Annotated in this window: 23 protein-coding genes and 1 pseudogene; 19 read left to right on the top strand and 5 right to left on the bottom strand. The window is 49.8% G+C overall.

Annotation, left to right across the window (positions count from 1 at the left end; all coding sequences use genetic code 11):
* Positions 1-2: 2 nt before the first annotated feature.
* The 10 genes and pseudogenes from DWX26_RS02080 to hisI all read left to right on the top strand — a co-directional run.
* Positions 3-1946, top strand: coding sequence for a YgiQ family radical SAM protein (locus DWX26_RS02080; RefSeq protein WP_055218016.1), 1944 nt, complete (start codon positions 3-5; stop codon positions 1944-1946).
* A gap of 51 nt (positions 1947-1997) precedes the next feature.
* Positions 1998-2615, top strand: coding sequence for a DUF4191 family protein (locus DWX26_RS02085; RefSeq protein WP_118600644.1), 618 nt, complete (start codon positions 1998-2000; stop codon positions 2613-2615).
* A 12-nt stretch (positions 2616-2627) separates the two neighbouring features.
* Complete coding sequence (locus DWX26_RS02090; RefSeq protein WP_055265189.1) at positions 2628-3614, top strand: RluA family pseudouridine synthase; 987 nt, start codon at positions 2628-2630, stop codon at positions 3612-3614.
* Entirely contained in the window at positions 3611-4189 is a 579-nt protein-coding gene (gene lepB, locus DWX26_RS02095) for a signal peptidase I (protein ID WP_117812915.1), read from the top strand. Before DWX26_RS02090 ends, lepB begins: the two co-directional genes overlap by 4 nt.
* A gap of 25 nt (positions 4190-4214) precedes the next feature.
* Entirely contained in the window at positions 4215-4763 is a 549-nt protein-coding gene (locus tag DWX26_RS02100) for a Holliday junction resolvase RecU (RefSeq protein ID WP_117509155.1), read from the top strand.
* Positions 4764-4870: 107 nt separating this feature from the next.
* Positions 4871-6112 (top strand): ATP phosphoribosyltransferase regulatory subunit, encoded by a 1242-nt coding sequence (gene hisZ, locus DWX26_RS02105; protein ID WP_118600646.1) that lies wholly within the window; start codon positions 4871-4873, stop codon positions 6110-6112.
* Positions 6113-6133: 21 nt separating this feature from the next.
* Positions 6134-6772 (top strand): ATP phosphoribosyltransferase, encoded by a 639-nt coding sequence (hisG, locus tag DWX26_RS02110; protein WP_022461875.1) that lies wholly within the window; start codon positions 6134-6136, stop codon positions 6770-6772.
* Positions 6769-8067: a histidinol dehydrogenase gene (hisD, locus tag DWX26_RS02115; protein WP_055226357.1), complete on the top strand. Its 1299-nt coding sequence runs from the start codon at positions 6769-6771 to the stop codon at positions 8065-8067. Before hisG ends, hisD begins: the two co-directional genes overlap by 4 nt.
* A gap of 54 nt (positions 8068-8121) precedes the next feature.
* Positions 8122-8658: an imidazoleglycerol-phosphate dehydratase HisB gene (hisB, locus tag DWX26_RS02120; protein ID WP_243030477.1), complete on the top strand. Its 537-nt coding sequence runs from the start codon at positions 8122-8124 to the stop codon at positions 8656-8658.
* Between the two features lie 55 nt (positions 8659-8713).
* Positions 8714-9025, top strand: a pseudogene (gene hisI / locus DWX26_RS02125) (phosphoribosyl-AMP cyclohydrolase); the annotation flags it as partial.
* Positions 9026-9126: 101 nt separating this feature from the next.
* Here hisI and DWX26_RS02130 read toward each other — a convergent pair.
* Positions 9127-10542 carry an NCS2 family permease gene (locus DWX26_RS02130; protein WP_117509154.1) on the bottom strand — a complete coding sequence of 472 codons (1416 nt, stop codon included), beginning with the start codon at positions 10540-10542 and terminating at the stop codon, positions 9127-9129.
* 313 nt (positions 10543-10855) lie between these two features.
* Here DWX26_RS02130 and DWX26_RS02135 point away from each other — a divergent pair, with 313 nt between their 5' ends.
* Positions 10856-12517 (top strand): Na/Pi cotransporter family protein, encoded by a 1662-nt coding sequence (locus tag DWX26_RS02135; RefSeq protein WP_118600650.1) that lies wholly within the window; start codon positions 10856-10858, stop codon positions 12515-12517.
* Positions 12518-12635: 118 nt separating this feature from the next.
* Here the strand turns inward: DWX26_RS02135 and DWX26_RS02140 are convergent, their stop codons facing one another.
* Positions 12636-14114 (bottom strand): S1C family serine protease, encoded by a 1479-nt coding sequence (locus tag DWX26_RS02140; RefSeq protein WP_118594762.1) that lies wholly within the window; start codon positions 14112-14114, stop codon positions 12636-12638.
* 213 nt (positions 14115-14327) lie between these two features.
* Here DWX26_RS02140 and DWX26_RS02145 point away from each other — a divergent pair, with 213 nt between their 5' ends.
* Positions 14328-15857, top strand: a complete 1530-nt coding sequence (locus DWX26_RS02145) for an ASKHA domain-containing protein (protein ID WP_117508985.1) — start codon at positions 14328-14330, stop codon at positions 15855-15857.
* 76 nt (positions 15858-15933) lie between these two features.
* Positions 15934-18279: a ferrous iron transport protein B gene (feoB, locus tag DWX26_RS02150; RefSeq protein WP_055265179.1), complete on the top strand. Its 2346-nt coding sequence runs from the start codon at positions 15934-15936 to the stop codon at positions 18277-18279.
* A gap of 96 nt (positions 18280-18375) precedes the next feature.
* On the opposite strand, the gene DWX26_RS02155 is transcribed toward feoB, so the two are convergent.
* Positions 18376-19167, bottom strand: coding sequence for a hypothetical protein (locus tag DWX26_RS02155; protein WP_117508984.1), 792 nt, complete (start codon positions 19165-19167; stop codon positions 18376-18378).
* Positions 19168-19521: 354 nt separating this feature from the next.
* On the opposite strand from DWX26_RS02155, the gene pfkB reads away from it, so the two are divergent.
* The 5 genes from pfkB to DWX26_RS02180 all read left to right on the top strand — a co-directional run bounded on the left by pfkB (position 19522) and on the right by DWX26_RS02180 (position 25347).
* The gene (pfkB, locus tag DWX26_RS02160; RefSeq protein WP_055265175.1) at positions 19522-20430 is read left to right on the top strand and encodes a 1-phosphofructokinase; all 909 of its coding nucleotides are present in this window, start codon (positions 19522-19524) and stop codon (positions 20428-20430) included.
* A gap of 15 nt (positions 20431-20445) precedes the next feature.
* Positions 20446-22359: a PTS fructose transporter subunit IIABC gene (locus DWX26_RS02165; protein ID WP_055265173.1), complete on the top strand. Its 1914-nt coding sequence runs from the start codon at positions 20446-20448 to the stop codon at positions 22357-22359.
* 68 nt (positions 22360-22427) lie between these two features.
* Entirely contained in the window at positions 22428-22685 is a 258-nt protein-coding gene (locus DWX26_RS02170) for an HPr family phosphocarrier protein (RefSeq protein WP_022463097.1), read from the top strand.
* A 263-nt stretch (positions 22686-22948) separates the two neighbouring features.
* Positions 22949-24598, top strand: a complete 1650-nt coding sequence (gene ptsP, locus DWX26_RS02175; RefSeq protein WP_055265171.1) for a phosphoenolpyruvate--protein phosphotransferase — start codon at positions 22949-22951, stop codon at positions 24596-24598.
* Positions 24592-25347: a DeoR/GlpR family DNA-binding transcription regulator gene (locus DWX26_RS02180; RefSeq protein ID WP_055265168.1), complete on the top strand. Its 756-nt coding sequence runs from the start codon at positions 24592-24594 to the stop codon at positions 25345-25347. The genes ptsP and DWX26_RS02180 overlap by 7 nt, the downstream gene beginning before the upstream one ends.
* An 88-nt stretch (positions 25348-25435) precedes the next feature.
* Here the strand turns inward: DWX26_RS02180 and DWX26_RS02185 are convergent, their stop codons facing one another.
* Positions 25436-25882, bottom strand: coding sequence for a hypothetical protein (locus DWX26_RS02185; RefSeq protein WP_117760316.1), 447 nt, complete (start codon positions 25880-25882; stop codon positions 25436-25438).
* Positions 25883-25941: 59 nt separating this feature from the next.
* Positions 25942-26067 (bottom strand): hypothetical protein, encoded by a 126-nt coding sequence (locus tag DWX26_RS17345; protein ID WP_256359687.1) that lies wholly within the window; start codon positions 26065-26067, stop codon positions 25942-25944.
* Positions 26068-26352: 285 nt separating this feature from the next.
* On the opposite strand from DWX26_RS17345, the gene tnpA reads away from it, so the two are divergent.
* Positions 26353-26781 carry an IS200/IS605 family transposase gene (tnpA, locus tag DWX26_RS02190; RefSeq protein WP_118600652.1) on the top strand — a complete coding sequence of 143 codons (429 nt, stop codon included), beginning with the start codon at positions 26353-26355 and terminating at the stop codon, positions 26779-26781.
* Positions 26782-26871 lie beyond the last annotated feature (90 nt).

Here is a 26871-nt window from a genome sequence, read left to right on the forward strand (position 1 = left end):
GCATGCCTTTTTTACCAATTACAAGAGAAGAGATGAAGGAACGGGGAATCGAACAGTTTGACTTTGTCTATGTCATCGGAGATGCCTACGTGGACCATTCCTCGTTCGGACCGGCAATCATCAGCCGTGTGCTCGAGGCGAACGGCTATTCCGTCGGCATCATCTCACAGCCGGACTGGAAGGACGAGAACAGCATTTCGATTTTCGGTGAACCGCGTCTTGGCTTTCTTGTCTCTTCCGGAAATATGGATTCCATGGTCAACCATTATACCGTGGCGAAAAAGCACCGAAAAACAGATGCCTTTACGCCGGGCGGTGTCATGGGAAAACGGCCGGACCGCGCGGTTACCGTGTACGGCAATCTGATCCGGAGAACGTATAAACATACACCGATGATCCTCGGCGGCATCGAGGCATCGCTCCGGCGCCTTTCGCATTACGATTACTGGTCTGACCAGGTGCGCCGCTCCGTCCTTCTCGATTCCGGTGCGGATCTGATTTCGTACGGAATGGGAGAACTTTCGATCGTAGCGATTGCAGATGCACTTGCGGCCGGCATTGACGTTCATGACATCACCTTTATTCCGGGAACCGTTTATCGGAGCAAAACGCTGGATCACCTGATTGACCCGGTGGTGCTGCCGTCATTCGAGGAGGTGCGGGAGAGCAAGCGGACGTATGCGGAGAGCTTTGCGATTCAGTATAAAAATACCGATGCCATCAATGCGAAGCCGATGGCAGAGCCGTATGAGGGCCAGGGCTACATTGTACAGAATCCGCCTTCCCGTCCTTTGACAGAGCAGGAGATGGATGATGTCTATGCGCTTCCATACATGCGCGCCTATCACCCAAGCTATGAAAAAGACGGCGGTGTGCCGGCGCTTGGGGAAATCAAATACAGTCTGACGAGCAACCGCGGCTGCTTTGGATCCTGCAGTTTCTGCGCGCTGACGTTCCACGAGGGACGCGTTGTGCAGACAAGAAGCCACGAATCCATTCTGGCGGAAGCGCGGCAGATGGTTCAGGAAAAAGAATTTAAAGGCTATATTCACGATGTCGGCGGCCCGACGGCGGATTTCCGCGGTCCGGCATGCAAAAAGCAGCTCACCAAAGGCGCCTGCCCGAACCGGAACTGTCTCTTCCCGGAGCCGTGTAAAAATATGGTGGCAGATCACAGAGATTATGTGAAGCTGCTGCGGGAATTAAAAGACATTCCGGGCGTGAAGAAAGTCTTTATCCGCTCCGGCATCCGTTTTGACTATGTCCTGGCCGATAAAGACCAGACGTTCCTTTCCGAGCTGGTAAAGGATCACGTCAGCGGTCAGCTCCGCGTTGCGCCGGAGCACGTTTCGAACCGTGTGCTTTCCTATATGGGAAAACCGCGCCACGAAGTATATCAGGAATTTATCCGCCGCTTCGACGCGTGCAACAAAAAGACGGGGAAGCAGCAGTACGCACTTCCGTATTTTATGTCGTCCCATCCGGGGTGTGACTTGGAGGATGCGGTGGAGCTTGCCGAGTACATCCGCGATATGGGATTTATCCCGGAGCAGGCACAGGACTTCTATCCGACGCCTTCCACACTTTCCACCTGTATGTACTATACCGGTCTTGACCCGCGGACGATGGATCCGGTTTACGTGCCGAAATCGCCGCATGAGAAGGCGATGCAGCGTGCGCTGATTCAGTACCGGAATCCGGAGAACTATGAGCTCGTCTGCGAGGCACTGCGCCGGACACACCGGGAGGATCTGATCGGATTCGGACCGAAATGTCTCGTACGGCCGAGAAAGATGGCCGGGGAGGCAGGAAAACCGTCAAGAGGAAAAGGGTCCAACGGAAAAGGCTTTGGCCAGAAGACGGCGAATGACCGTTCCGGACAGGGAAAAGCCAAAACAGGCGGACGGCCGAAAAAGACGCTCCGCAACGTGCACAAAAAGAAATAAACACGCAGAAGATGAGCGGGGATCTTATCGAAGAAGGGAAATGACAGAAGAATGAATATCAGAAAAGGGGATTACGGCTATATCCGCCGGGAAAAGAAAAAAAGACTGCTTGTGACACTGGGACTGTTCGTCCTTCCGGCCATCGTTTTTATTGTCGGACTTGTGCTTGCAGACGGAAACAAGAGCAACATTTTTACGGTTGTCGCCGTAGTAGGCTGTCTGCCGGGCTGCCGCGCCGCCGTCGGTTTTATCATGATGGTTATGCAAAAGCCAGTGGACAAAGCAGTGTACGATGCCATTGAGGCAAAAAAAGGAAAACTGCTGATGGGATATGAAATGTATATCACACAGGAAAAATCGAGTCTGATGATCGAAGCAGCGGCGTTCTGCGGTGAGGAGATCGCCTGCTACACCACGCGCGCCAAAGACCAGAAACAGATCGAGGACTGCACTACGTATCTGAACAAGATCATCCGTGCCAACGGCTACAAATGCCATGTGAAGATTTTTGATCGGGAAAAAGCATTTCTGGAGCGCCTCGATTCCCTGAACCGCAACTACGATGAGCTGGAAAAGAGCGCCAGTGAAAACTTCAAACCGGATGAGCGGTACCCGGATCTGTCCCGCACGGAACTGGTGAAACACACGATGCTGGCGCTGGCACTGTAGGAGACCATTGCTATGAGAGAACTGACCGTGACAGAAAAAGACTGCGCGCAGCAGCTCATCAAATATCTGTCCAAATATATGGAGGAGGCGCCAAAGAGTTTCTTCTATAAAATGCTGCGAAAGAAAAACATTGTGCTGAACCAGAAAAAGGCGGACGGCAGTGAAAAGCTGAAAACAGGCGATACGATCCGGATGTATCTGGCGGAAGAGACCATCGAAAAATTTCGGAAAACACCGGAAAAACCGGCGGCTGGAAAACAGGTAAAGTATCCGAAGCTGGATATCGTCTATGAAGACGAAAAAGTAATTTTCCTGAACAAGCCGGCAGGTGTCCTCTCACAGAAGGCGAAAGAGACGGATGTGAGCCTTACCGAAGCGCTCGGCGCCTATCTTTCGGAAAAAAATGCCGGGGAGGAGACCATGTTCCGCGCCGGACTCTGCAATCGTCTGGACCGGAATACCAGCGGTCTGATTCTTGCCGGAAAAACCGTTGCGGCGACGCAGCAGCTTTCAGAACTGATCGCAGAGCGGGCTGTTGGAAAATACTATCTGACGGTTGTAAAAGGAACCGTGACAGAGACAGAGCGGATCCGCGGATACCTCACAAAAAATGAGAGGACAAACCGTGTTTCGATTCAGAGAGAGCAGCAGGGAGATGCTGTTTACATAGAAACCGCATACCGGCCGCTCTGTGCCGGAAGAGGCTGTACGCTGCTGGAGGTTGAGCTGGTGACCGGAAAGAGCCATCAGATCCGCAGCCATCTCGCGAGCATCGGTCATCCGCTTGCGGGAGATACGAAATACGGGGATGCGGAGTTTAACCGCCGCTTCCGGGAAAAATACGGACTGAAATACCAACTTCTCCATTCGTGGAAGGCGGTATTTCCAGAGCTTACGGGCACCTTATCGGATCTGTCCGGAAAAACCTTTACAGCGCCCCTGCCATCATCCGTGCGCCGGATTTTACAGGGAGAACATTTGACGGGAGAAGGATTATGAGCCGAAAAGACAACGAAAAGAAAGAAACAAAACCAAGAAAAACGGAGGAGACGAGCATCGGACGGGAAATCTGGGAATATGTAAAAATGATCGCCATTGTCGTGGCAGTCGTTGTTTTTGTGGAGCAGGTCATTGTCATCAACGCAAGAATCCCATCTCCTTCCATGGAAAACACGATTATGACCGGAGACCAGATCTTCGGTAACCGCCTTGCTTATGTAAAGAGCGATCCGCAGCGGTATGACATCGTTATTTTCTATTATCCGGACGACGAGAAGCAGAAGTTTATCAAGCGCGTCATCGGACTGCCGGGAGAGACGGTTACGATCCGCGACGGAAAGGTGTATATCAACGATTCCACCGAGCCGCTGTGCGATGATTTCTGCCCGGAAACACCGGTCGGCGATTTCGGACCGTATGAGGTGCCGGAGGGCTGCTACTTTATGCTCGGCGACAACCGGAACGTATCAAAGGATTCCCGCTACTGGCTGAATCCGTACGTAGAGAAAGACAAGATCATCGGCAAGGCCTTTCTGCGCTACTGGCCGCTGAACAAAATTTCTCTGATTGAATAAGAACAGAACGAAGACGAGGACAGGAATTATGGCATGGACATCGAGGGGACTCCGCGGATCAACGTTGGAGGAAATGATCAACCGCACAAACGAGCAGTACCGTGACAAGCATCTGGCACTGATCCAGAAGGTGCCGACGCCGATCACCCCGATCAAAATAGATAAGGAGAGCAGACACATCACGCTGGCTTATTTTGAAAAGAAGAGTACCGTTGATTACATCGGCGCTGTACAGGGCATTCCCGTCTGCTTCGATGCCAAAGAGTGCAAAACGGATTCCTTTCCGCTCGCAAACATCCACGAGCACCAGGTCACGTTTATGAAAGATTTCGAGCAGCAGGGGGGGATTTCCTTCCTGCTGCTGTATTTTACGGCGCGGGACGAATATTATTACCTGCGGTATGAGACGATGAAAACCTTCTGGGACCGCGGACAGAACGGCGGAAAGAAGCATTTTTCCTACACCGAGCTTGAAACGTCATTCTTCCTTCCCAGAACGGGAAGCAGCGTTCTCGTCCCGTACCTGAACGGAATCCAGAAGGATCTGGAGATACGGGATTCGAAAGCGGATTAAAATTTTGAGTTGACAGGGAAAATGTTTTCCGATATACTAACCATAGTTTTAAATTCAATATGGTAATATGGTAGTGAACTAAAGCGAAAAAGTGAGGACAACAAAACATGGATCGATTAATTCATACCCCGGAAGGCGTCCGGGATGTCTACAATCAGGAATGTACGAAAAAATTATACCTGGAGAATCAGATTGAGCAGGTATTTCATGCGTTTGGATATCAGGATATTGAAACACCGACGTTCGAGTTTTTTGATGTATTCGGAAGAGAAGTGGGAACAACACCGTCCCGCGAGCTCTACAAATTCTTTGACCGCGACGGCAACACCCTTGTGCTCCGTCCGGACTTTACCCCGTCGATTGCACGCGCAGCCTCCATGTATTTCATGGAAGAGACGATGCCGATCCGCCTTTGCTACAGAGGAAGCAGCTTCGTCAACAGCAGCAGCTATCAGGGCCGCTTAAAAGAGTCCACCCAGATGGGCGTCGAGCTCTTAAACGATGATTCCGCAATGGCAGACGCAGAGATCATTGCGATGACCGTAAAAGTTATGCTGGATGCCGGTCTTACCGATTTCCAGATCAGCATCGGCCACGTAGGTTTCTTCCAGGCGCTCGCCGAGGAAGCTGCGCTCGCCGAGGATGTTCTGAACGAATTAAAAGAACTGATTTCCATTAAAAATCATTTTGGCGCCGAGGAGCTGCTGGCAAAACAGAACCTTCGAAGTGATCTGTTTGAAGCACTCCGTGATGTTCCGCAGCTGTTCGGAAATGCAGAGATTCTCGAAAAGGCAAAAGGCCTTACAAGAAATCCGGCGGCAAGAGAGGCACTCGATCGTCTGGCTACGATCTATGAGATCGTTAAAGATTACGGCTATGAAAAATACGTCTTCTTCGATCTCGGCCTTTTAAGCAAATTCCATTACTACACTGGTATTATTTTCCAGGCCTACACCTACGGCACCGGCGAGCCGATCGTAAAAGGCGGCCGCTACGATGCACTGCTGCAGCACTTCGGAAAGAAAGCGCCGGCGATCGGATTCTGTACTGTCATGGAATCTCTGATGAATGCACTGGAGCGCCAGAAAATTTCTCTTCCGATTGCCAATACGAAAACGATGCTGCTCTACCCGGATTTTCTTCAGCCGCTGGCCGTAAAACTTGCTAACGAGCACAGAAGCAAGGGCATGGATGTCGCGCTGGTCTGCTTTGCAAGGGACAAGGTTCTTGCAGATTATGAAGAATACGGCAGAAAGAACCAGTTCGGCGGCATTGTCTATATTCAGAAGAGCGATTCGGTGCTTGCTATCGATTTGTCGACAGGAGAAGTACAGCCGGTGGAGCTGTAGGAGAGGAAGGGTACGAAAAAGATGAGATATTTGACCATTGCACTGACAAAAGGACGCCTGGCGTACCAGACGCTGGAGCTGCTGGAAAAAGTTGGCATCACCTGCGATGAAATGAAAAATAAAGATACGAGAAAGCTGATTTTCACGGACGAAGAGCATAAGCTCCGTTTCTTCCTCGCCAAAGGTCCGGATGTGCCGACCTATGTGGAGTACGGCGCAGCGGATATCGGAATCGTCGGAAAGGACACGATTCTGGAGGAAGGAAGACGCCTCTACGAGGTATTGGACCTTGGCTACGGCAAGTGCCGCATGTGTGTCTGCGGACCGGAATCCGCGCGTGAGCTGCTGCAGCACAACCAGCAGATCCGTGTGGCAACGAAGTACCCAAACATTGCCAAGGATTACTTCTACAACCGCAAGCACCAGACCGTTGAGATGATCAAGCTGAACGGCTCGATCGAGCTGGCACCGATTGTCGGACTTTCCGAAGTGATTGTGGATATTGTAGAGACAGGAAGCACTTTACGGGAAAACGGCCTGACCGTTCTCGAGGAGGTCTGCCCGCTGTCTGCGCGCATGGTTGTCAACCAGGTGAGCATGCGGATGGAAAATGAGAGAATTACTAAATTAATTCAGGATCTGAAAGGAGCACTGGTATGAGAATCGTAAAACTGACAAAAGAGACTACAGAAAATATTCTGGAGAATATGCTGAAACGAAGCCCGACACAGTACGGAACGTACGAGGCTTCCGTGCAGGAGATCATTGAGAATGTAAAAACAAGAAAAGACGCAGCCGTTTTCGAATATACCGAGAAATTCGACCACGCGGTACTCGATGCTTCTACCGTAGAAGTAACACAGGAAGAGATTGATGAAGCGTACAACATCGTAGATCCAGAGCTGATCGGTGTCATCCGCAGATCCATGAAAAATATCCGTGAGTTCCACGAAAAACAGAAACAGAACAGCTGGTTCACCTCTACCGAGAACGGAACGATGCTTGGCCAGAAGCTGACCGCCCTGAACCGTGTCGGCGTATACGTTCCGGGAGGAAAGGCAGCGTATCCGTCCTCTGTTCTGATGAACATTCTTCCGGCAAAAGTGGCAGGAGTCAAAGAAATCTGCATGACAACGCCGTGCGGCAGAGACGGAAAAGTCAACCCGGTTGTCCTTGCGGCAGCAAAAGAAGCCGGTGCGGACCGCGTCTTTAAAATCGGCGGTGCACAGGCAATTGCAGCCCTTGCTTACGGAACCGAGAGCATTCCGAAAGTCGATAAAATCGTAGGACCTGGAAACATCTACGTTGCCCTTGCAAAGAAAGCCGTATACGGAAATGTCAGCATCGACTCCATCGCAGGCCCAAGTGAGATTCTTGTCCTTGCTGATGAGACTGCAAATCCACGGTTCGTGGCAGCCGATCTCTTAAGCCAGGCTGAGCATGATGAGCTTGCAAGTGCGATCCTCATTACCACCTCCCAGGAACTGGCAGAGAAGGTAAGTGAAGAGGTAGACGGTTTCTTAAAAGTCCTCTCCAGAAGCGACATCATCTCCAAATCACTGGACAACTTCGGCTACATCCTTGTCACCGATTCGCATCAGGAAGCGATCGACACCGTAGATGCCATCGCACCGGAGCACCTCGAGATCGTGACGAAGAACCCGTTTGAGGATATGATGAAGGTACATAACGCCGGTGCTATTTTCCTCGGCGAGAACTCCAGCGAGCCTCTCGGTGACTATTTTGCCGGCCCGAACCATATCCTGCCGACGAACGGAACCGCAAAATTCTTCTCACCGCTGTCCGTAGACGATTTCGTGAAGAAATCCAGCATCATCTATTATTCCAGAGAAGCCCTTTCCGAGATCCACGAGGATATCGAGAGCTTTGCAAAATCAGAGAGCTTGACGGCACACGCCAATTCGATTGCCGTCCGTTTTGAGGGGGAAGAGTAAGTGGAGAACAGAACAGCCAGCGTAGAACGCGTGACAAAAGAAACAAAGATCCGCATGACATTAAATCTGGATGGAACGGGAAAGAGCGACATCCACACCGGCATCGGCTTTTTTGACCATATGCTCGACGGCTTTGCCCGCCACGGTCTTTTCGACCTTTCCGTTTCTGTAGATGGAGACCTTGATATAGACGGCCACCACACGATCGAGGACACCGGTATCGTGCTCGGAACTGCAATCCGCGAGGCAGTCGGCGACAAACAGGGCATCCGCCGCTACGGCGACAGAATCCTTCCGATGGACGAGACACTGGTGCTCTCGGCCGTTGACCTCTGCGGCAGACCGTATCTCTCTTTCCAGGCAGAATTTACGCGGGAGAAAGTAGGAGAGATGGAGACCGAGATGGTAAAAGAATTCTTCTACGCCGTTTCCTATGCGGCGCAGATGAATCTGCATATCAAAGTGCTTGACGGCGGAAATAACCACCACATCATCGAGGCGATGTTCAAAGCATTTGCGAAGGCACTCGATGAGGCAACTTCCTTCGATCCGAGAATTGCCGGCGTGCTCTCGACCAAGGGCAGCCTGTAAGAGCAGAAAAAGAGGAGAACAAGAGATGAAACAAGCATTAAAATGTGATTTTACCTGGGCGGATTTTAAGACAAACAGCGACGGCATGGTTCCGGTTGTTGTACAGGATGCGGAAAATGACGAAGTGCTGATGCTCGCCTACATGAATGAAGAAGCGTTTGAGACGACACTGCGCCTTGGAAAAATGACGTACTGGAGCAGAAGCCGCAATGAGCTCTGGACGAAAGGACTGAGCTCCGGCCATGTGCAGTATGTAAAACAGCTTCTGATCGACTGCGACAACGATACAATTCTTGCCAAAGTAGAACAGGTCGGCGCAGCGTGCCACACCGGAAACCGCACCTGCTTTTACCGGACCCTGGCAGAATAAAAATTTTTGATTCAGAGCATAAAAAGAGCTCCTGTTTCACAGAATAAAATCTGTGGGACAGGAGCCTTTTTATGCAGTTCTGTATCGTTAAAAAGCCATTACAGAAGAAGGTATTTTAAGATAAACAGAACAGCCAGGATGTACATGATCACGCTGATCTTTTTTTCTTTTGCTTTTCCGCTCAGGATCTGGATTGCAACGTAGGAGATAACTCCCATGGCAATACCTTCGGAAATGCTGTAGAAGAACGGCATTGCTCCGATGCAGATGTAGCACGGAATCGCCTCGGAAAGATCGCTGAAATCAATGTTGACTACGTTGGTCAGCATGTAGAAGCCTACCACGATCAGTGCCGGAGCCGTTGCAAAGGACGGGATGGCAAGGAAGATCGGGGAGAGGAACAGAGCGAGGCCGAAGAGGATTGCAGTGGTAACAGCGGTAAGACCGGTACGGCCGCCTTCGGAAACGCCGGAAGCACTCTCAACGAAAGTCGTTGTGGTAGAAGTACCAAGAACAGCACCTGCGCAGGTAGCAACAGCATCTGCCATCAGCGCGCCCTTGATGCGCGGAAGTTTTCCGTTTTTGTCGAGCATGTTTGCCTTGGAAGATACACCGATCAGAGTTCCGATGGTATCAAACATATCGACAAACAGGAATGCAAACATGATCACGAAGAACTCGCCTGTTTTCAGAATGGAGAAATCCAGTTTTCCGAAAATCGGGGCAAGGCTTGGAATGGAAAGTCCGTTGGAAAAATCCGGGAACAGGCTGTAGAAGCCGTTTGCCGGGTTCGGAACGTAGAGACCGCATGCCTGGCAGATCATGCCGAGGATCCAGGTTGCAAGAATTCCCCAGAGGATGTTTCCCTTTACATTGCGTACGACAAGAACGGCGGTGAGGATAACACCGATGACTGCGAGCAGAACGGTGATTCCGACATCGTTAAACGTTCCTGCCACATACTCTGTTCCGTTTAATGTGGCTGCAGACTGCAGGTTGGCATTGTAGGAAGACAGGGAATAGAGGCCTGCCACGGTTGAAGAGTTCGGCAGTACAATTTTTGCATTCTGAAGTCCGATGAATGCGATGAACAGACCGATGCCGACGCTGACTGCAGATTTCAGGCTGACCGGAATGGAGTTGAAGATCGCCTCACGGACGTTGGTCAGAGAAAGTACAATAAAGATGATACCTTCTGCAAAAACGGCGGTCAGGGCTGCCTGCCAGCTATATCCGTAGCCGAGAACAACGGTGTAGGCGAAATAGGCGTTGAGGCCCATTCCTGGTGCCAGAGCGAATGGATAATTGGCGAAAAGTGCCATGAGCAGGGTGCCAAGGAAGGCTGCCAGAGCCGTTGCGGTAAAGACAGCGCCGTGGTCCATGCCGGTGGAGGAAAGGATGTTCGGGTTGACGGCAAGAATGTACGCCATCGTCATGAACGTGGTGACACCGGCGATGATCTCGGTTTTGACCGTTGTTCCATTTTCCCGCAGCTTGAATGTGTTTTCCATCAGCTTGCTAAACTTTTCCATAGTTTTCTCTCCTTTTGAATTTTGTAGGCGGAAATGTCGCCTCATAATATGGAAACATCCTAAATGTTACAATATTATCAAGTAGAATGCAAGAAAGAAACGAAAAGAATCTGAAAATTTCTTGTCGAAATTTTTAATTTTTCTATAGACAAATGTCATGATTTCTTTTATGATAAAAAAGGTGTCGTGTAAAATCTACGTTAAGGAAATGTAAAATATCGAGATAAAAAATGCGAAACTACTTGGCGGAGATTTGGAAAGAGACATCAGAAAAGGACAAGGAAGAAAAAAGAATATGAGTGTAATAGTGTCTTTGATGGGCGGTCTGGGCTTCTTCTTATATGGAATGAAGCTGATGAGTGAAGGACTGCAGAAGGTTGCCGGATCCAAGATGAGAAGCATTCTGGAGGTATTTACGAAGAACCGTGTGATCGGTCTTCTGGTCGGTATTTTCTTTACCGCGCTGATTCAGTCCTCCAACGCTACAACCGTTATGGTGGTCAGCTTCGTAAACTCCGGTCTGATGAAACTGGCACAGGCTCCTGGAATTATCCTCGGAGCAAACATCGGTACGACAGTTACCGGACAGCTGATTGCGTTTGACCTTGCGGATATCGCGCCGCTGTTTGTCATCATCGGTGTTCTGATGGTTATGTTCGTAAAGAACAATCTGACGATCAGCCGTCTCGGCGAGGTTATCTTGGGATTTGGTATTCTGTTTATGGGTATCTCCGGTATCTCAGGAGCCCTGAACGAAGCAAAAGAGATCCCGGCAGTCGTTAACGCCCTCGGATCCCTGACGAATCCGTTTCTTGCGTTCTTAGTCGGCTGGGTGGCTACCGCGATTCTGCAGAGTAACTCTGCAACGGTCGGAATCATCATGCTTCTTGCAAGAGAGGGCTTGATGGGACTTCCGATCTGTCTGTTTATGATGCTTGGATGCAACATCGGATGTACGATGTCCGCGATTCTTGCCAGCTTCGGCTGCAAAAAAGATGCAAAACGTGCGGCATGTGTCCACCTGCTGTTCAACATCTCCGGAACGATTGTCTGCTCCATTATTTTCCTGCTGTTTGGAAAACAGGTAGTTGACTTCTTTATGGGTATTTCCGGAAACGAAGCAGGCCGTATGATCGCAAATGCAAACTCGATCATCAAAGTATGCCAGGTACTCCTGATGCTGCCGTTTACCCCGCTTCTGGTGAAGGCAACGTACTTTATCATCCGCGGAAATGACGAGGAAGACAAAAAGTTCGAGATTGCCTACATCAGCTCGAAACATGCGATGTCCCCGACGACTGCAGTTCTGCAGGCTGTCCGTGAGATGGAGCGTATGGCACAGATGGCAGAGACCAACCTGATTCGCGCGATGAATACGCTGGTGACCCGCGATCAGAAAGAAATCGACGAGGTCTACCGTGTCGAGGAAAATATTAATTTCCTGAACAAAGAGATTACGAACTATCTGGTTCACTTAAATCAGGCATCGCTGCCGACATCAGACGTTATGCGCATCGGTGCGCTGTTCCATGTGGTCAATGATATCGAGCGGATTGGTGATCATGCCGAAAATGTCGCAGATTCTGCTGTGCAGATGACGAATGACAATGTGACCTTCAGCAAACAGGGCGAACTGGATCTTTCCGAGATGCTGGATATGGTATTAAAAATTCTCGATGAGTCGATCGAAATGTTTGCAAAGAATGATCTGCAGCACCTGCAGGAGATCATTGATATTGAAAATTCCATTGATCAGGAGGAGCGGGATCTGCAGCAGAAGCATGTAGAGCGTCTGACCCGCAACGAATGTACGCCGGAAGCCGGCATGATCTTCTCCGATCTTGTATCCGGACTCGAGCGTGTCGCGGACCATGCAACCAATATTGCATTCTCCATTCTGGATGAAGATCCGGAAGAGAAAGCAGCCCGCGAGGCAGTTGCAGGAGCAGAAAAATAAGAAATGGATTAAGAGAATAGGAGAAAGGCCCCGAAACATTGGAGTTATGTTTCGGGGCCTTTCTTTCATGCTTATGATGTTTTTTATTTATGGATTTCTTTCACGGGAGAGCGGGCAGTCAGATCGAAGGAGTAGCGGAGGTCAGGGTATTTCCTCCCTCTGCAGAGCGGGATGAACCCGCATTCTGCTGGGAATCGCTCTGCTGATCATCTGAAGAGCTGATGCTCGTTCCGAGGGTCAGGGAGAAGGTCTTTGTCTCATAGGATCCGTTGTCTGGAACCTGTACTTCCACCTCGACGGTTTCGCCGGCAGAGTAATACTGCAGCAGGGATTTCAGCTCGCTGGTGGAGGTGATGGAATGTCCGTCAAAGCTGGTCAGAACGTATCCGGATTTCAGACCTGCATTTTCAGCGGCACCGCCGGAGGTTACTTCGGAGATATAGATGCCGGCCGGCATATTGTATGCCTGCTGGATCTGGCTGCTGACATCGAGGCATTTGATGCCGATCGTTCCCTGATCTTCTGCGGCAACCTTTGTTCTGGTCTGCTCATTCATCAGATTTTCAATGATATCGGAAACACGGGAGACCGGGATTGCATAGCCCATGCCCTCTACCTCTGTAGAAGCAAGTTTTGCGGAGTTGATACCGATGACCTCTCCGTTCATGTTCAGAAGAGCGCCGCCGCTGTTGCCAGGGTTGATGGCTGCATCGGTCTGTAAGTAGGTCTTTCCGGTTGTATCAGTGGAAGAAGTATCTGCCGTTGTTCCATCGGAGCTTCCGTCAGAAGAGGAATCGCTGTCGATCACACGGTTTGCAGCACTGATGATACCGGTCGTAACGGACTGGCCGTAGCCGAGTGCGTTGCCGATCGCAACGACCTGCTCGCCGACCTCAACGGAATCAGAATCGCCCATCGTGGCAACAGCGATGCTGCTCATCGTGTCATCCGGGATCTCGGAGAGCGGAACGGCGATGACGGCAAGATCGTTATCGGCATCGGTACCTTTGATATTTGCCTTGCAGACCTGATTGTTTACAAAACTAACAGAAAGAGTATCGGCATCTTCTACTACATGGTTATTGGTGACGATCAGAAGCTCGGTGTCATTCTTTCCGATGATGATACCGGAACCGCAGCTTGTGGTCTCCTCGGTCTGCGGAGTCTGGGCACCGTAACCGAACATGCTGAAGTAGTTCTGTACTTCCTGTACGGACTGGTTTGTGATGGAGACGATCGACGGCATTGCGTTTTTCGCAATCGTGGAAACATCCATCGTTCCGGTGGAAGTGGAGCTTGAGGATGTGGCAGCGGCTTTTAAGAGGCTGCTGTTGGAAGTCGTCTGCTGTGCAGTGGTTGTTGTTGCAGTGGCTGTCGTGCTTCCGGCAAAGTGGTTGACTGCCTGGAAGGTACCGCCGGCAACACCGCCGAACAGAACTGCGCTTAAGGCGATGGCTCCGATTTTTTTTGCAAGCTTAGCAGCTTTTTTGTTTTTGGAAGAAGGTTTCTTTCCGTTGAAGCTGTTCTGCTCTGCTGCCATCATGTTCTCATTATTGGTTTCGTTTTCGTTATTGTAGTTGTTTCTGTAGTCCATCATAATAAATGCTTCCTTTCTGGTATCTGTATTTTAAACTGTGTTCCGGAATCGGCTTCCGGTTTTGTTTGCTTCCTTTTTTGTTTCTATGCTTTGCAGTATAATGGGAATCTGTGATGGAAATGTAGTAAAAATGTGAAAAAAATAAGTTCTCTGGAAAAGAGAAAAGTGCTACAATAAGAAACAGAAAAATGATCAGGAAATGAGGAAGTAATAATGAATAGAGGAATAACACAGAAACAGTATCTGGGGTTGGTCCCGCCGACGGAGGAGGACGCCCGCTCCAGCCAGATGCGGATACTGGATGCATTAAAAGAGAAAGGAATCACCGCATCATTTACCCTTCCAGCGCTGCAGAAACTGTATCCCATCTGCGATGAGGCAGACTATAACATAACGGTTTCCCTCGCATGGAATGGAAGCATCTGGCAGGTGGTTGATCTGGAAGCGGGCGATACAGCAGCAGAGCATTACGGCTATGCCGCTGATCTTGGAAGTACGACCGTCGTTGTGCGCCTGGTAAACTGCAGCGACGGTACTGTGCTTGCCGAGGAGAGCGAATACAACCGCCAGACTGCCTATGGAACCGATATTCTGACGAGAATCTTTGCCTGTAAGGATAAACCGGAGGTACTGCAGGACATCCGTGCGTGTACGATGGAGACATTTACACTGCTCTTTGAAAAACTTCGCCAAAAGACAGGAATTGCGCCGTCGGATGTTCTCTCAATGGTCGTATCCGGCAACACAACGATGATCCATTTCCTGCTGGGACTGGATCCGTTCTGCGTCTTTTCATCCCCGTACGCCGTGCGCGCAGACCGCGTCGGATTCCTTCCGGCGAAAGAGATGGGATTTCCCATGAAGGGATGTGTCTACTGCGTGCCGGGAAAATCCAATTACCTGGGCGGTGATATATTAAGCGGTATGATCGCAACGGAACTCTATAAAAAAGAAACGATCAGCGTTTTTTTTGATATCGGAACGAACGGCGAGCTTGTCGTCGGAAACCGGGAATTTCTGCTCTGCGGCGCAGGCGCTGCCGGTCCGGCGCTCGAGGGCGGCGTGGTCAAAACCGGCATGCGAGCTGCAGAAGGCGCTGTTGATACGGTAAAAATAGAAGACGGGAAAATCCAGTGCCATGTAATCGGAGAGGGTAAGCCAAAGGGCATCTGCGGTTCCGGCATTATCGATCTGCTCGCGGAATTATTCCTAAATGGCTGGATCAACCTGTTCGGTACCCTGCAGCCGGAGCGGTCCGAAAAGATCAAGGAAGACCCGGAGACGGGAGAGTGGTGCGTTGAATATAGTGAAGGGCTGTGCTTCTATCAGAGTGATATCGCCGAATTCCTTCGTACAAAGTCAGCGGCCTACACGATGGTTGAGTACATGATGCGTGAATCCGGCATTTCCATGGAAGAAATTGACCGGTTTTACGCGGCTGGTGCATTTGGAAAGCACGTTTCAAAGGAATCCGCCATCACGATCGGCATGTACCCGGATATGGACCGCAGCCGCCTGATCTGCGCCGGAAATACGTCGCTTGCGGGAGCAGAAAAAATCCTGCTGGATCGGACCTGCATCGACGATATTGACCGCATTCTGGACGAGATGGTCTACATCCAGTTCGGCCAGGTCGCCGCTTTCATCTCTATGATGAAAGCGGCCCAGGCAATCCCACACACGGATCTGGAGCTGTTTCCGAGTGTACAGAAGAAGCTCGAAGAAAAACAAAAAGAGAAATAATGGCAATTGCTTGACCGCAGTCGAATTGTGTCATATACTTACTATTGATAATGAGAATCAATAAGGAGTGAAATATATGACACTGAAAGAACTGCCGATCGGCAAAACAGCGACCGTCCGCACGGTAGGAGGAGAGGGCGCGCTGCGGCAGCACTTCCTAGATATGGGAATCATTCCGGGGGCGGAAGTGACGATGGTAAAGTATGCACCGATGGGAGACCCTGTGGAAGTGCGGATTCACAGCTATGAACTGACACTCCGCCTCGCCGATGCCGGACGGATTGCCATTGATGAGATGCGGGACGCTGTAAAAGAAAAAGAGCAGCCGGATGCGAAAGCAATTCCGCATCCCGGCTTTGGAGAGGGCGGAAAGTACCACAATAAGGCAGAGGAGCATCCGCTGCCGGAAGGAGAGCTGTTGTCCTTTGCGCTGGCCGGAAACCAGAACTGCGGCAAGACCACCCTGTTCAACCAATTAACGGGATCCAACCAGCACGTCGGAAACTTCCCCGGCGTGACCGTAGACCGGAAGGACGGTGAAATCCGCGGCCAGAAAAACACGCTGGTCACCGATCTTCCCGGCATTTATTCGATGTCGCCGTATTCAAGCGAAGAGATCGTCACCCGGAATTTCGTTCTGAACGAGCATCCGCGCGGCATCATCAATATTGTAGATGCGACAAATATCGAACGAAACCTGTATCTGACGATGCAGCTGATGGAACTCGACGTTCCGATGGTACTGGCCCTCAACATGATGGATGAGGTACGCGAAAACGGCGGTTCTGTGCTCGTGAACCAGATGGAAGAGAGACTTGGCATCCCGGTTATCCCGATTTCCGCTGCAAAAAACGAGGGAATCGATGAACTGGTTGCCCATGCTGTCCATGTGGCCAAATACCAGGAAAAACCGGGCAGAAAGGACTTCTGTGAGGCGAATGACCACGGCGGTGCCGTCCACCGTGCGTTGCATGCGATCATGCATCTGATCGAGGATCACGCCGCAAGGGCGGATATTCCGGTGCGGTTTGCGGCGAGCAAGCTGGCAGAGGGCGATGCGCTGATCCTGGAGCAGCTGGCCCTCGATGAAAACGAGAAAGAGATGCTCGAGCATATCGTCTGTCAGATGGAGACGGAGCGCGGCCTGGACCGCGCGGCGGCGATTGCGGATATGCGTTTTAATTTTATTGAAAAAGTCTGCCGTGAGACCGTGGTAAAACCAAAAGAGAGCCGCGAGCATGTGCGGAGCACAAAAATTGACCGTGTGCTGACCGGAAAATATACGGCTCTGCCATGTTTTGCCGGGATTATGGCGGCTGTCTTTTTCCTGACCTTCCATGTGATCGGAGCATCGCTGCAGAGTGTGCTGGAGGTTCTGATCGGAAAACTGACCGAGCTCGTGGACAGCGCCATGACAGCATGGGGCGTCAATCCGGTGCTTCATTCCCTTGTGATTGACGGTATTTTTAACGGCGTCGGAAGTGTCTTAAGCTTCCTTCCGATCATCGTCACCCTGTTTTTCTTCCTGTCCATTCTGGAAGACAGCGGCTATATGGCGCGCGTGGCATTTGTGATGGATAAGCTGCTCCGGAAAATCGGCCTCTCCGGCCGCAGTATCGTGCCGATGCTGGTCGGTTTTGGCTGTACCGTGCCGGGCGTCATGGCGAGCCGCACCCTGCCTTCCGAGCGTGACCGGAAAATGACGATCCTATTAACTCCGTTTATGAGCTGTTCGGCAAAACTTCCGATTTACGCGTTCTTTACCGCCGCATTCTTCCCGAAATACAGTGCCCTTGTGATGGTTCTTCTGTATTTCGGTGGTATCTTCATGGCTGTCCTGATGGCGATGCTGATGCAGGGAACTTTATTCCAGGGGGAAGCCGTTCCGTTTGTCATGGAGCTTCCAAACTACCGCATGCCGGGGGCAAAAAATGTCGGACAGCTTTTGTGGGATAAGGCAAAAGACTTCCTGCAGCGGGCATTCACCGTCATTTTTGTTGCCACGATTGTGATCTGGTTTTTACAGACCTTTGGAACGCATCTCAATGTCGTGGAGGACTCCAAGGACAGCATTCTCGCCGTTGTCTCCGGCCGTCTCGCCCCGGTTTTTCGGCCGCTTGGATTTGGAGACTGGAGAGTATCGACCGCCCTTCTAACCGGATTTATGGCAAAGGAGAGTGTCGTCTCCACACTTTCCGTACTGTTCGGCACGACCGCGCAGCTGACCGAAATTCTGACACCGGTTTCCGCATTAAGCCTTCTGGTTTTCTGCCTCCTCTATACGCCGTGTGTGGCGGCAGTCGCTTCCATCAAGCGGGAGCTTGGCGGCAGATGGGCAGCCGGTGTTGTCGTTTCCCAGTGTGTGATCGCCTGGCTGGCAGCTTTTGTCGTACATGGCTTTGCACTGCTGTTTGGCATGTAAAAAAGAACATTAAATAAGAAAAGCTCTGCAGAACAGAAAATGCAAAATTCTGATCTGCAGAGCTTTTGATATATGGCTGGTAAAAAAATGCCGGTTTTAAATTTTTCGTATCACATGCTTTAAAATTCCTGTCTTGTGGAGCAGAAAGATCGAGCAGTCCATAAACAGATGGGCAAGAAAGGTGCTCAAAATGACGCCATTTGATTTCAGCAGAAAGCCAACATGGAACCCATACCAGCACACGAAACCGGAGTAGGCGCTCATGATGACAAGAAGCGGTAGATTTTCCAACACGCCCCGCATCGTTTCAAGAAAACTCTTGACCGTAAAGTCGAAATACAGGAAGCGGCCGACCGTCAGCGTCAGGAAATAGAGAATCAGCCCGTCATAATTCGTGTCCTCGTAGATAAAGCGGATGTACAGGAGAATCAGTACAATATAGAAGACCGAAATCAGCCGCACCGATGCTTTCTGCTCCGGCTCAAGATGCGTGAGCTTTACGAGAACCACATCGAGCCAGCTTGTCAGAAAGACGGAGAGCACGATAAAGACAAGAAGCACCACATCCTGATACTTCTCCCAGTACATCGAAATCTGCGGCAGACGCTCGTCGATAATGTAGTAGAGGGAGAGGAAGAGAAGAATCGAAGTGCCGGAGAAAACCAGCTCATAAAAGCTTTCCACAATCTGATACTGCCTGCGCTGGTGTTTCTTCCGGCGTATTTTTTTCGCTTTTTCCTCTGTCTCCTCTTTTAGCTGCCGCTGAATCTGCAATTTTGCAATCAGAAGCACAAGGGCAAGCACCAGAATCAGGCCGAGCAGTGAGACAAGCAGAAAACTGCCCACATTGGCGGGATCAAAATAGTGAAGAATATAGTATCGTTTCAAATAAAATCACCTCTTCTGGAAATTCTTTTTTTGATTTCTCTTCACTTTAGTACCAAATCCGGAAAAAGTAAAGTACAAAAATGAGAACAGAAAGAAAGTGTCTGATAAAAAATGACCGAAATGGAGAGAATAAAGTGATCAATGCGTGACAGGGAAGAAAAGATGACGATCAGTCAAAGTCGGTCAAAACAGGGCGATAAACCGGGAAAATCCGTCACAAAACTCTAAACTTATGCAAATGTGATAAAAAGAGAAGGGAAAATTCATGAAATATTAATGATTGATTTTGAATGAATATGACGATATGATAATCTTATCAAAGCAAACACGATCAAAATAAAGCAGGAGGGAAATATGATTTACACAGTGACATTCAATCCGTCTCTGGACTACATTGTATCGGTGGAAGACTTCAAGCTCGGCCTTACCAACCGCACAAGCTCCGAGCTGATGCTTCCGGGCGGAAAAGGAATCAACGTATCGACCGTACTTGGAAACCTTGGAATTGAGAGCACAGCGCTCGGATTTCTGGCAGGCTTTACCGGAAAAGAAATCGCGGGACGGCTCGACCAGATGGGAATTAAAAACGGCTGCATCTGGCTGGAAGAAGGATATTCCCGCATCAACGTCAAATTAAAGAGCATTGACGGAACTGAGATCAACGGACAGGGACCCGAAATCCCGGAGAAAAAAGTGGAAGAGCTGATGAAACAGCTTTCCGCACTCGGCGAGGGCGACGTTCTCTTCCTCGCAGGCAGCATCCCGTCATCCATGGCAGATGATGCCTATCAGAAAATTATGGAAATGCTCGACAGCAAGGGCATCCGCATCGTCGTAGACGCGACCCGTGATCTGCTGATGAAGGTTCTGCCGTACCACCCGTTCCTCATCAAACCGAACAATCACGAACTCGGCGAGATTTTCGGTGTGGAATTAAAGACAAGAGAGTCGGTTGTTCCGTATGCAAAACAGCTGCAGAAAAAGGGCGCACAGAACGTTCTGGTTTCCATGGCAGGCGAAGGAGCCGTTCTCGTTGCCGCATCCGGTGAGGTCTTTGAAGCTCCGGCCCCGAAAGGAAAGCTTATCAACGGCGTCGGCGCAGGAGACTCGATGGTAGCCGGATTCATGGCAGGCTACATGGAAAAAGAAGATTACCTCCATGCGTTCCATATGGGAATCGCAGCGGGAAGTGCAAGTGCTTTTTCTGAAAACCTTGCAACCCGGGAGGAAATTGCATCTGTCTACGAACAGATTACAAAATAAAAGGGAGGACGTCTCATGAGAATCACAGAGTTGCTGGACATCCGCAGTATTGCGCTGGATGCCGCACCGAAAAGCAAACAGGAAACGCTTGATGCAGCCGTAGCGCTGATGGTCAAAAGCGGAAAGATCACAGACGAAGATGCGTACCGTGCACAGGTTTACGCAAGAGAAGAAGAGAGCACCACAGGAATCGGAGAGGGAATTGCGATTCCGCACGGAAAATGTGATGCAGTAAACAAACCGGGCCTTGCAGCCATGGTGATCCCGAACGGCGTTGATTTTGATTCTCTCGATGGAGAGCCGGTCACCCTGCTGTTCCTCATCGCAGCGCCGAACACAAAAGACAACGTTCACCTCGATGTCTTAAGTAAACTTTCCATGATGCTGATGGATGAAGAGTTCACCAAGAGCCTTCGAAACGCAAGGACACCGGAAGAGTTCCTTGCCATTATCGACCGCGCCGATGAAGAGAAAAAGAGCGTAGATGAGCGTCTTGCAGAGCCGGTGGAAGCAAAAGAAAATCAGGTGAAGATTCTCGCCGTTACTTCCTGCCCGACCGGTATTGCCCACACTTACATGGCAGCCGAGGGAATCGAGAAAGCAGCGAAAGCAAAAGGATGCTTCGTAAAAGTCGAGACACGAGGCTCCGGCGGAGCGAAAAACGTGCTGACTGCACAGGAAATCGCCGATGCGGACTGCATCATCGTTGCAGCCGACGCACAGGTTCCGATGGATCGTTTCGACGGAAAGAAAGTCATTCAGCGCCAGGTATCCGACGGTATCAGCAAAGCAGATGAGCTGATCGAGCTTGCGATGTCCGGAAACGCACCGGTTTACAAGAGCGGCAATGCGCAGACAGCCGCAGCAAGCACGAAGAAGAACAGCGGCGGTATCGGCCACCAGCTGTACACCCAGCTGATGAATGGTGTTTCCCATATGCTTCCGTTCGTTGTCGGCGGCGGTATTCTGATCGCAATCGCATTCCTGATCGACGGACTTCTTGTTGATATGAACTCCCTTGATGCCGCAGCCAGATCAAACTTCGGTACGATTACCCCGGCTGCAGCGATGTTCAAACAGATCGGCGGCGTGGCATTCGGCTTCATGCTCCCGGTTCTTGCAGGCTACATCGCCATGGCAATCGGCGACCGGCCGGCACTTGCCCTTGGTTTTGTCGGCGGTATGATGGCATCGAGCGGAACCTCCGGTTTCCTTGGAGCACTCGTTGCCGGTTTTGCAGCAGGCTACATTATCCTTGGCCTCCGCAAAGCATGTGAGAAACTTCCGGAAGCACTCGAAAAGATTGCGCCGGTTCTGATTTACCCGGTAGTCGGCATCCTTGCGATGGGACTTCTGATGCTCTTCATTGTAGAGCCGATCATGGGAACCGTCAACACGGTACTGAACAATGGTCTTGCTTCCATGGGCGGATCCAGCAAGCTGATCCTTGGCATGATCCTCGGCGGCATGATGGCCATCGACATGGGCGGCCCGTTCAACAAAGCAGCTTACGTATTCGGAACAGCAGCCATCGCAGCAGGAAACTACGACATTATGGCATCCGTTATGATCGGCGGTATGGTTCCTCCGTGTGCGATTGCACTTGCAACCCTGCTGTTCAAAGATAAATTTACAAAAGAAGAAAGAGAATCCGGTCCGACCAACTTCATCATGGGACTCGCCTTCATCACTGAGGGTGCGATTCCATTCGCAGCAGCAGACCCGATCCACGTTCTTCCGGCCTGCATCATCGGCTCTGGCCTCGCAGGTGCGCTCTCCATGGCATTTGGCTGTACCTTAATGGCACCGCACGGCGGCATCTTCGTTGTACCGGTTATGGGAAATGCGCTGCTTTATCTGGTGGCAGTTGTCATCGGAACAGTGGTATCCGCAGTTCTGCTTGGAGTTTTAAAGAAAAAAGTTGCATAAAAGAGTAGAAAAAAGGCAGAAAACAAAGTAAAATAAAAATATCAAAGATCCTATGGGAGGAAAAAATCATGAAAGAATTTAAGTATGTTGTAACAGATCCAGAAGGAATCCACGCTCGTCCGGCAGGAATGCTGGTAAAAGCAGTCAAAGAATTTTCCTGTGATATCAAAATCGCAAAAGACGGAAAAGCCATGAACTGCAAAGCCATCTTCGGCATCATGGGACTGGCTGTAAAACAGGGCGAAGAAGTTACCCTGACCTTCGATGGAGCAGATGAAGATGCTGCATACGAAGCAATCAGCAATTTCATGAAAGAGAACTTGTAATTCTACAGAGCCATGCGGAATGGAAGAAAAAAGTGCGAATCATGCTTGCATGAATGAGTGCTTTTTTCTGGAATTCCATATGGCGAGAAGCCACATCGAAATGGAGCGTAAGCGGAATTGAGATGGGGCTCTGGAGAATTACAATATAGTAATCGGCAGGAGCGTGTTTGAAAAACTTTCTGAAACTAAGAAATCCTTTTTAAACACGCTCCGGCTGTCTGGACAGAAAATTCGGATATCGAGAACAAAGGTGGAGAAAACTTATGCAGATTTATCAGGGAAAAAGCGTATTTTCCGGCATTGCGATCGGAAAGATCCGCGTATACAAAAAGAATGAGCGTCAGGTAAAACGTGTGAAAGTAGAAAATCCGGATGCGGAGATGGCACGGTTTGAGGAAGCAAAGGCAAAAGGAATCGCACAGCTTGGCGTTCTGTATGAAAAAGCATGCAAAGAGGTTGGCGAGGCCAATGCAGCGATCTTCGAGGTACATCAGATGATGATGGAGGACGACGGCTACAACGAGTCCGTCGAGAATATTATCAAGAGCCAGGGCGTCAACGCTGAGTATGCCGTTGCAACGACAGGCGACAACTTTGCGCAGATGTTTTCTGCCATGGACGATGATTACATGAGAGAGCGCGCGGCAGACGTAAAGGATATTTCCGAGCGTCTGATCTCCATCTTAAACGGAGACGACACCGACGCATCCTTAAACGACGAACCGGCGATCATCGTGGCAGATGACCTTGCGCCGTCTGAGACGGTACAGATGGATAAGGACAAAGTTCTTTCTTTTGTTACCGTACACGGTTCTTTAAATTCCCACACCGCTATCCTTGCAAGAACCATGGCGATTCCGGCACTGGTCGGAACACCGCTTCCGCTGGATGAGAGCGTAGACGGAAAGCTCGGCATCGTGGACGGATCCGATGGAACCATCTATGTTGATCCGGACGAGGAGACTCTTGCTGCCATGCAGAAGCGTCGCACCGAGGAGGAGGAAAAGAAAAAACTGCTCCTCACCTTAAAGGGAAAAGAAAATATTACACTGGACGGACAGAAAATTCTGCTGTATGCTAATATTGGAAACATCAAAGACCTTGCGGCTGTCATGCAGAACGACGCGGGCGGCATCGGCCTGTTCCGAAGCGAGTTTATCTATCTTGAGCAGGATCACTATCCAACAGAGGAGGAGCAGTTCCGTATCTACAAACAGGCAGCAGAGACGATGGCGGGAAAACGCGTCATCATCCGTACCCTCGATATCGGTGCCGATAAACAGTGCGATTATTTCGAGATGGAAAAAGAGGAGAACCCGGCACTTGGCTGCCGTGCGATCCGCATCTGCCTGACGCGGCCGGAGATCTTCAAGACACAGCTTCGCGCGCTGTTCCGCGCAAGCGCATATGGAAAAATTGCCATTATGTATCCAATGATCACAAGTGTCGGCGAGGTTCGCCAGATCAAAGCGATTGTGGAGGAAGTAAAAGCTTCTCTCGCTGAGCAGGGCATTGAGTACGGAAATCCAGAGCAGGGTATCATGATCGAGACCCCGGCGGCTGCCATCATCAGCGATGAGCTGGCAAAAGAGGTTGATTTCTTCAGTATCGGAACGAACGACCTCAGTCAGTACACCCTCGCGATCGACCGCCAGAACACAAAGCTGGATCCGTTCTTTGATCCGCATCACCCGGCGATCCTGCGCATGATTCAGATGGTTGTGGAGAATGCACACAAAGCCGGCATCTGGGCCGGTATCTGCGGCGAACTCGGCGCTGACCAGGAGCTGACAAAAGAGTTCCTTGCGATGGGCGTAGATGAACTTTCCGTTTCTCCGGGAAGCATCCTTCCGCTCCGCAAGATCATTCTGGAAACAAACGTGGCAGAATATAAGGCAGGAAAGAAATGTTAACACAGCAGAGACATGAGATAATTTTGAAACTGTTAAAAGAAAAGGGAAGCATCACCGTGACGGAAGTCCGGGATCTTCTCGATACATCGGAGTCCACGGTACGCCGCGATATCACAGCGCTCGACAAGGAGGGCAAGCTGGAAAAGGTATTCGGCGGCGCCGTGGAAGCCGGCCAGAAGGTGACGGCACACGAGTACACCGTTGCACAGAAAAATGAGCTGAACTGCGATGCCAAACGGAAAATCGCAGAATATGCGGCATCCCTCATCGAGCCGGACGATTTCGTCTTTCTCGACGCGGGAACGACAACGGCGCATATGATCGATTTCATCCGGGCAACCTCCGCCGTTTTCGTGACAAACGCCGTTGACCACGCACGGCGGCTGGCATCACGCGGGTTTAAGGTCATTCTGGTAGGCGGCGAGCTCAAAAGCTCCACAGAAGCCGTCGTCGGAAACCAGGCAATCCGCACGATTCAGGAATACCACTTCACCAAAGGCTTTTTCGGCACCAACGGTGTCACAAGAAGAAGCGGCTGCACAACGCCGGATGTCAATGAAGCAGTAATCAAAAAGACCGCCATGGAGCAGTGCCGCCAGTGCTACGTCCTCTGTGACGCAAGCAAATTTAACAGCATCAGTTCCGTTACCTTCGCAGACTTTGAAAAACCGATTTTTATCACGGACCGGAAAGTTCCCGGGTATGAGAAGAGCAAACATATCATCGTATGCGAGACGGAGCGAAAATAAAAAGCCAACATCTTACACGCACATAAATTGCAAAGCGCCCCGGCCCTGCAGATCATTTGGATGCAGGACCGGGGCGCCGTTTACAGACTTATTCTTTGATTTCCGCCAGCGTTACATCTGGATGATGATACTGCGGACGATGTTTCAAAAATGGAACTTTAAGCAGGGTAGCATTCTTGGGACACCAGTGAAGACAGGCATAACAGGCTGCACAGGAATGTCCTCCATAAAAATACGATGCAGTAACAAAATCTTCTTTTGGCAGACTTCCGTCAGATGTAAAGTTTGTTTTTTGTTCTTTTATAAAAGATATGATAGATTTTAACCGTTCCGGTGCTTTTTTCAGTCGTTCCAGATTTTCCTGCTCTGAGCTGATTAAACAGTTGCCTGGCATCTGCAGATCAAAGACAGCCGACAGGTTTGCACCGCTGCGGGAAAGTGCCTGACTTAGGCTGACAAAAGAATTTCCGCTTTTTCCATTGTTAGAAGTCATGACGACAAAAGTATAGCAGTCAGGATTGACCGTTAACTTCAATAAAAATTCTTTTACAATCCATGGCAGATCGCTCATGTAGGTAGGAAAGACAAAACCGATTATATCGTTTTTGCAGAAAAAATTGCTTTCTGTTTTATAATATTCTCAACAGGCTGATTCAGCTCTTTTCCAATTTCTTTTGCAGCCCAAAGCGAATTACCAGTTCCGGTAAAATAAAAAATCATAAGTTTTTCCCTCTCTTTTTGAAGTTTATGACGGAGAAAATATTTTTATCCGTTTGCTTTATATTATTTTAAAACTATGATGTTGGGGTCAAAAGCCCCTCTATAGTACCTTGAAAAGTTCATATATTTTGTAGTAAATACAAGCCTAAATGAAAAGTCTAATCCCCCAGCTATGCTGGGGAGAATAGAGTAGTCGGAAGTGGTGAGGATAACAAAATAAAGCCTCCTGTGATAGAATGAGAATGGTGTCGCAAGCCAAACTCAAAATCAAAGGAGGCGGTCCAAATGGACAATAAAAGTTTATCACATACTCGTTGGAAATGCCAGTATCACATTGTGTTTATTCCTAAATACCGAAAGAAGGTATTGTATGGGAGAATACGCAGAGATGTCCGAGAGATAATAGCAACTTTATGCCAGTATAAAAATGTAGAGATAATTGCAGGAGCGGTATGTATAGATCATGTACATTTAAGCGTAGCAATTCCACCAAAACTCAGAGTATCAGATTTTATGAGGTATCTGAAAGGAAAAAGCACATTAATGATTTATGACAGGCATCCTGAGTTGCAAAGTAAATGGGATAAAGCGTTTTGGGCTAGAGGATATTATGTTGAAACGATTGGCAATATAACAGATGAAGCAGTTCAAAAGTATATAAAAGAGCAAGCAGAAGAATCGAGACGAGAAGATTCGAGTAGTACCGCTTTATAGCGGGCCAGCAAAAGTGCTTGCGATACCGCCCTTTGGGGCGAGCAGTAACAATAGCCCTTTGGAGGGCTAATAATAAACCACCAGTTGAAC

This window comes from Blautia sp. AF19-1 (genome assembly GCF_003479155.1).
Lineage (GTDB): Bacteria > Bacillota > Clostridia > Lachnospirales > Lachnospiraceae > Fusicatenibacter > Fusicatenibacter saccharivorans.

Excerpts from the sequence above, each read along its gene's own strand:
- DWX26_RS02140 (WP_118594762.1), bottom strand. The coding sequence starts at position 14,114 with ATGATGGACTACAGAAACAACTACAATAACGAAAACGAAACCAATAAT.
- hisB (WP_243030477.1), top strand. The coding sequence starts at position 8,122 with ATGACATTAAATCTGGATGGAACGGGAAAGAGCGACATCCACACCGGC.
- ptsP (WP_055265171.1), top strand. The coding sequence starts at position 22,949 with ATGCAGATTTATCAGGGAAAAAGCGTATTTTCCGGCATTGCGATCGGA.
- DWX26_RS02080 (WP_055218016.1), top strand. The coding sequence starts at position 3 with ATGCCTTTTTTACCAATTACAAGAGAAGAGATGAAGGAACGGGGAATC.
- DWX26_RS02135 (WP_118600650.1), top strand. The coding sequence starts at position 10,856 with ATGAGTGTAATAGTGTCTTTGATGGGCGGTCTGGGCTTCTTCTTATAT.
- DWX26_RS02165 (WP_055265173.1), top strand. The coding sequence starts at position 20,446 with ATGAGAATCACAGAGTTGCTGGACATCCGCAGTATTGCGCTGGATGCC.
- tnpA (WP_118600652.1), top strand. The coding sequence starts at position 26,353 with ATGGACAATAAAAGTTTATCACATACTCGTTGGAAATGCCAGTATCAC.
- hisD (WP_055226357.1), top strand. The coding sequence starts at position 6,769 with ATGAGAATCGTAAAACTGACAAAAGAGACTACAGAAAATATTCTGGAG.
- hisZ (WP_118600646.1), top strand. The coding sequence starts at position 4,871 with ATGGATCGATTAATTCATACCCCGGAAGGCGTCCGGGATGTCTACAAT.
- DWX26_RS02090 (WP_055265189.1), top strand. The coding sequence starts at position 2,628 with ATGAGAGAACTGACCGTGACAGAAAAAGACTGCGCGCAGCAGCTCATC.
- lepB (WP_117812915.1), top strand. The coding sequence starts at position 3,611 with ATGAGCCGAAAAGACAACGAAAAGAAAGAAACAAAACCAAGAAAAACG.
- pfkB (WP_055265175.1), top strand. The coding sequence starts at position 19,522 with ATGATTTACACAGTGACATTCAATCCGTCTCTGGACTACATTGTATCG.
- DWX26_RS02180 (WP_055265168.1), top strand. The coding sequence starts at position 24,592 with ATGTTAACACAGCAGAGACATGAGATAATTTTGAAACTGTTAAAAGAA.
- feoB (WP_055265179.1), top strand. The coding sequence starts at position 15,934 with ATGACACTGAAAGAACTGCCGATCGGCAAAACAGCGACCGTCCGCACG.
- DWX26_RS02085 (WP_118600644.1), top strand. The coding sequence starts at position 1,998 with ATGAATATCAGAAAAGGGGATTACGGCTATATCCGCCGGGAAAAGAAA.
- DWX26_RS02145 (WP_117508985.1), top strand. The coding sequence starts at position 14,328 with ATGAATAGAGGAATAACACAGAAACAGTATCTGGGGTTGGTCCCGCCG.
- hisG (WP_022461875.1), top strand. The coding sequence starts at position 6,134 with ATGAGATATTTGACCATTGCACTGACAAAAGGACGCCTGGCGTACCAG.
- DWX26_RS17345 (WP_256359687.1), bottom strand. The coding sequence starts at position 26,067 with ATGATTTTTTATTTTACCGGAACTGGTAATTCGCTTTGGGCTGCAAAA.
- DWX26_RS02170 (WP_022463097.1), top strand. The coding sequence starts at position 22,428 with ATGAAAGAATTTAAGTATGTTGTAACAGATCCAGAAGGAATCCACGCT.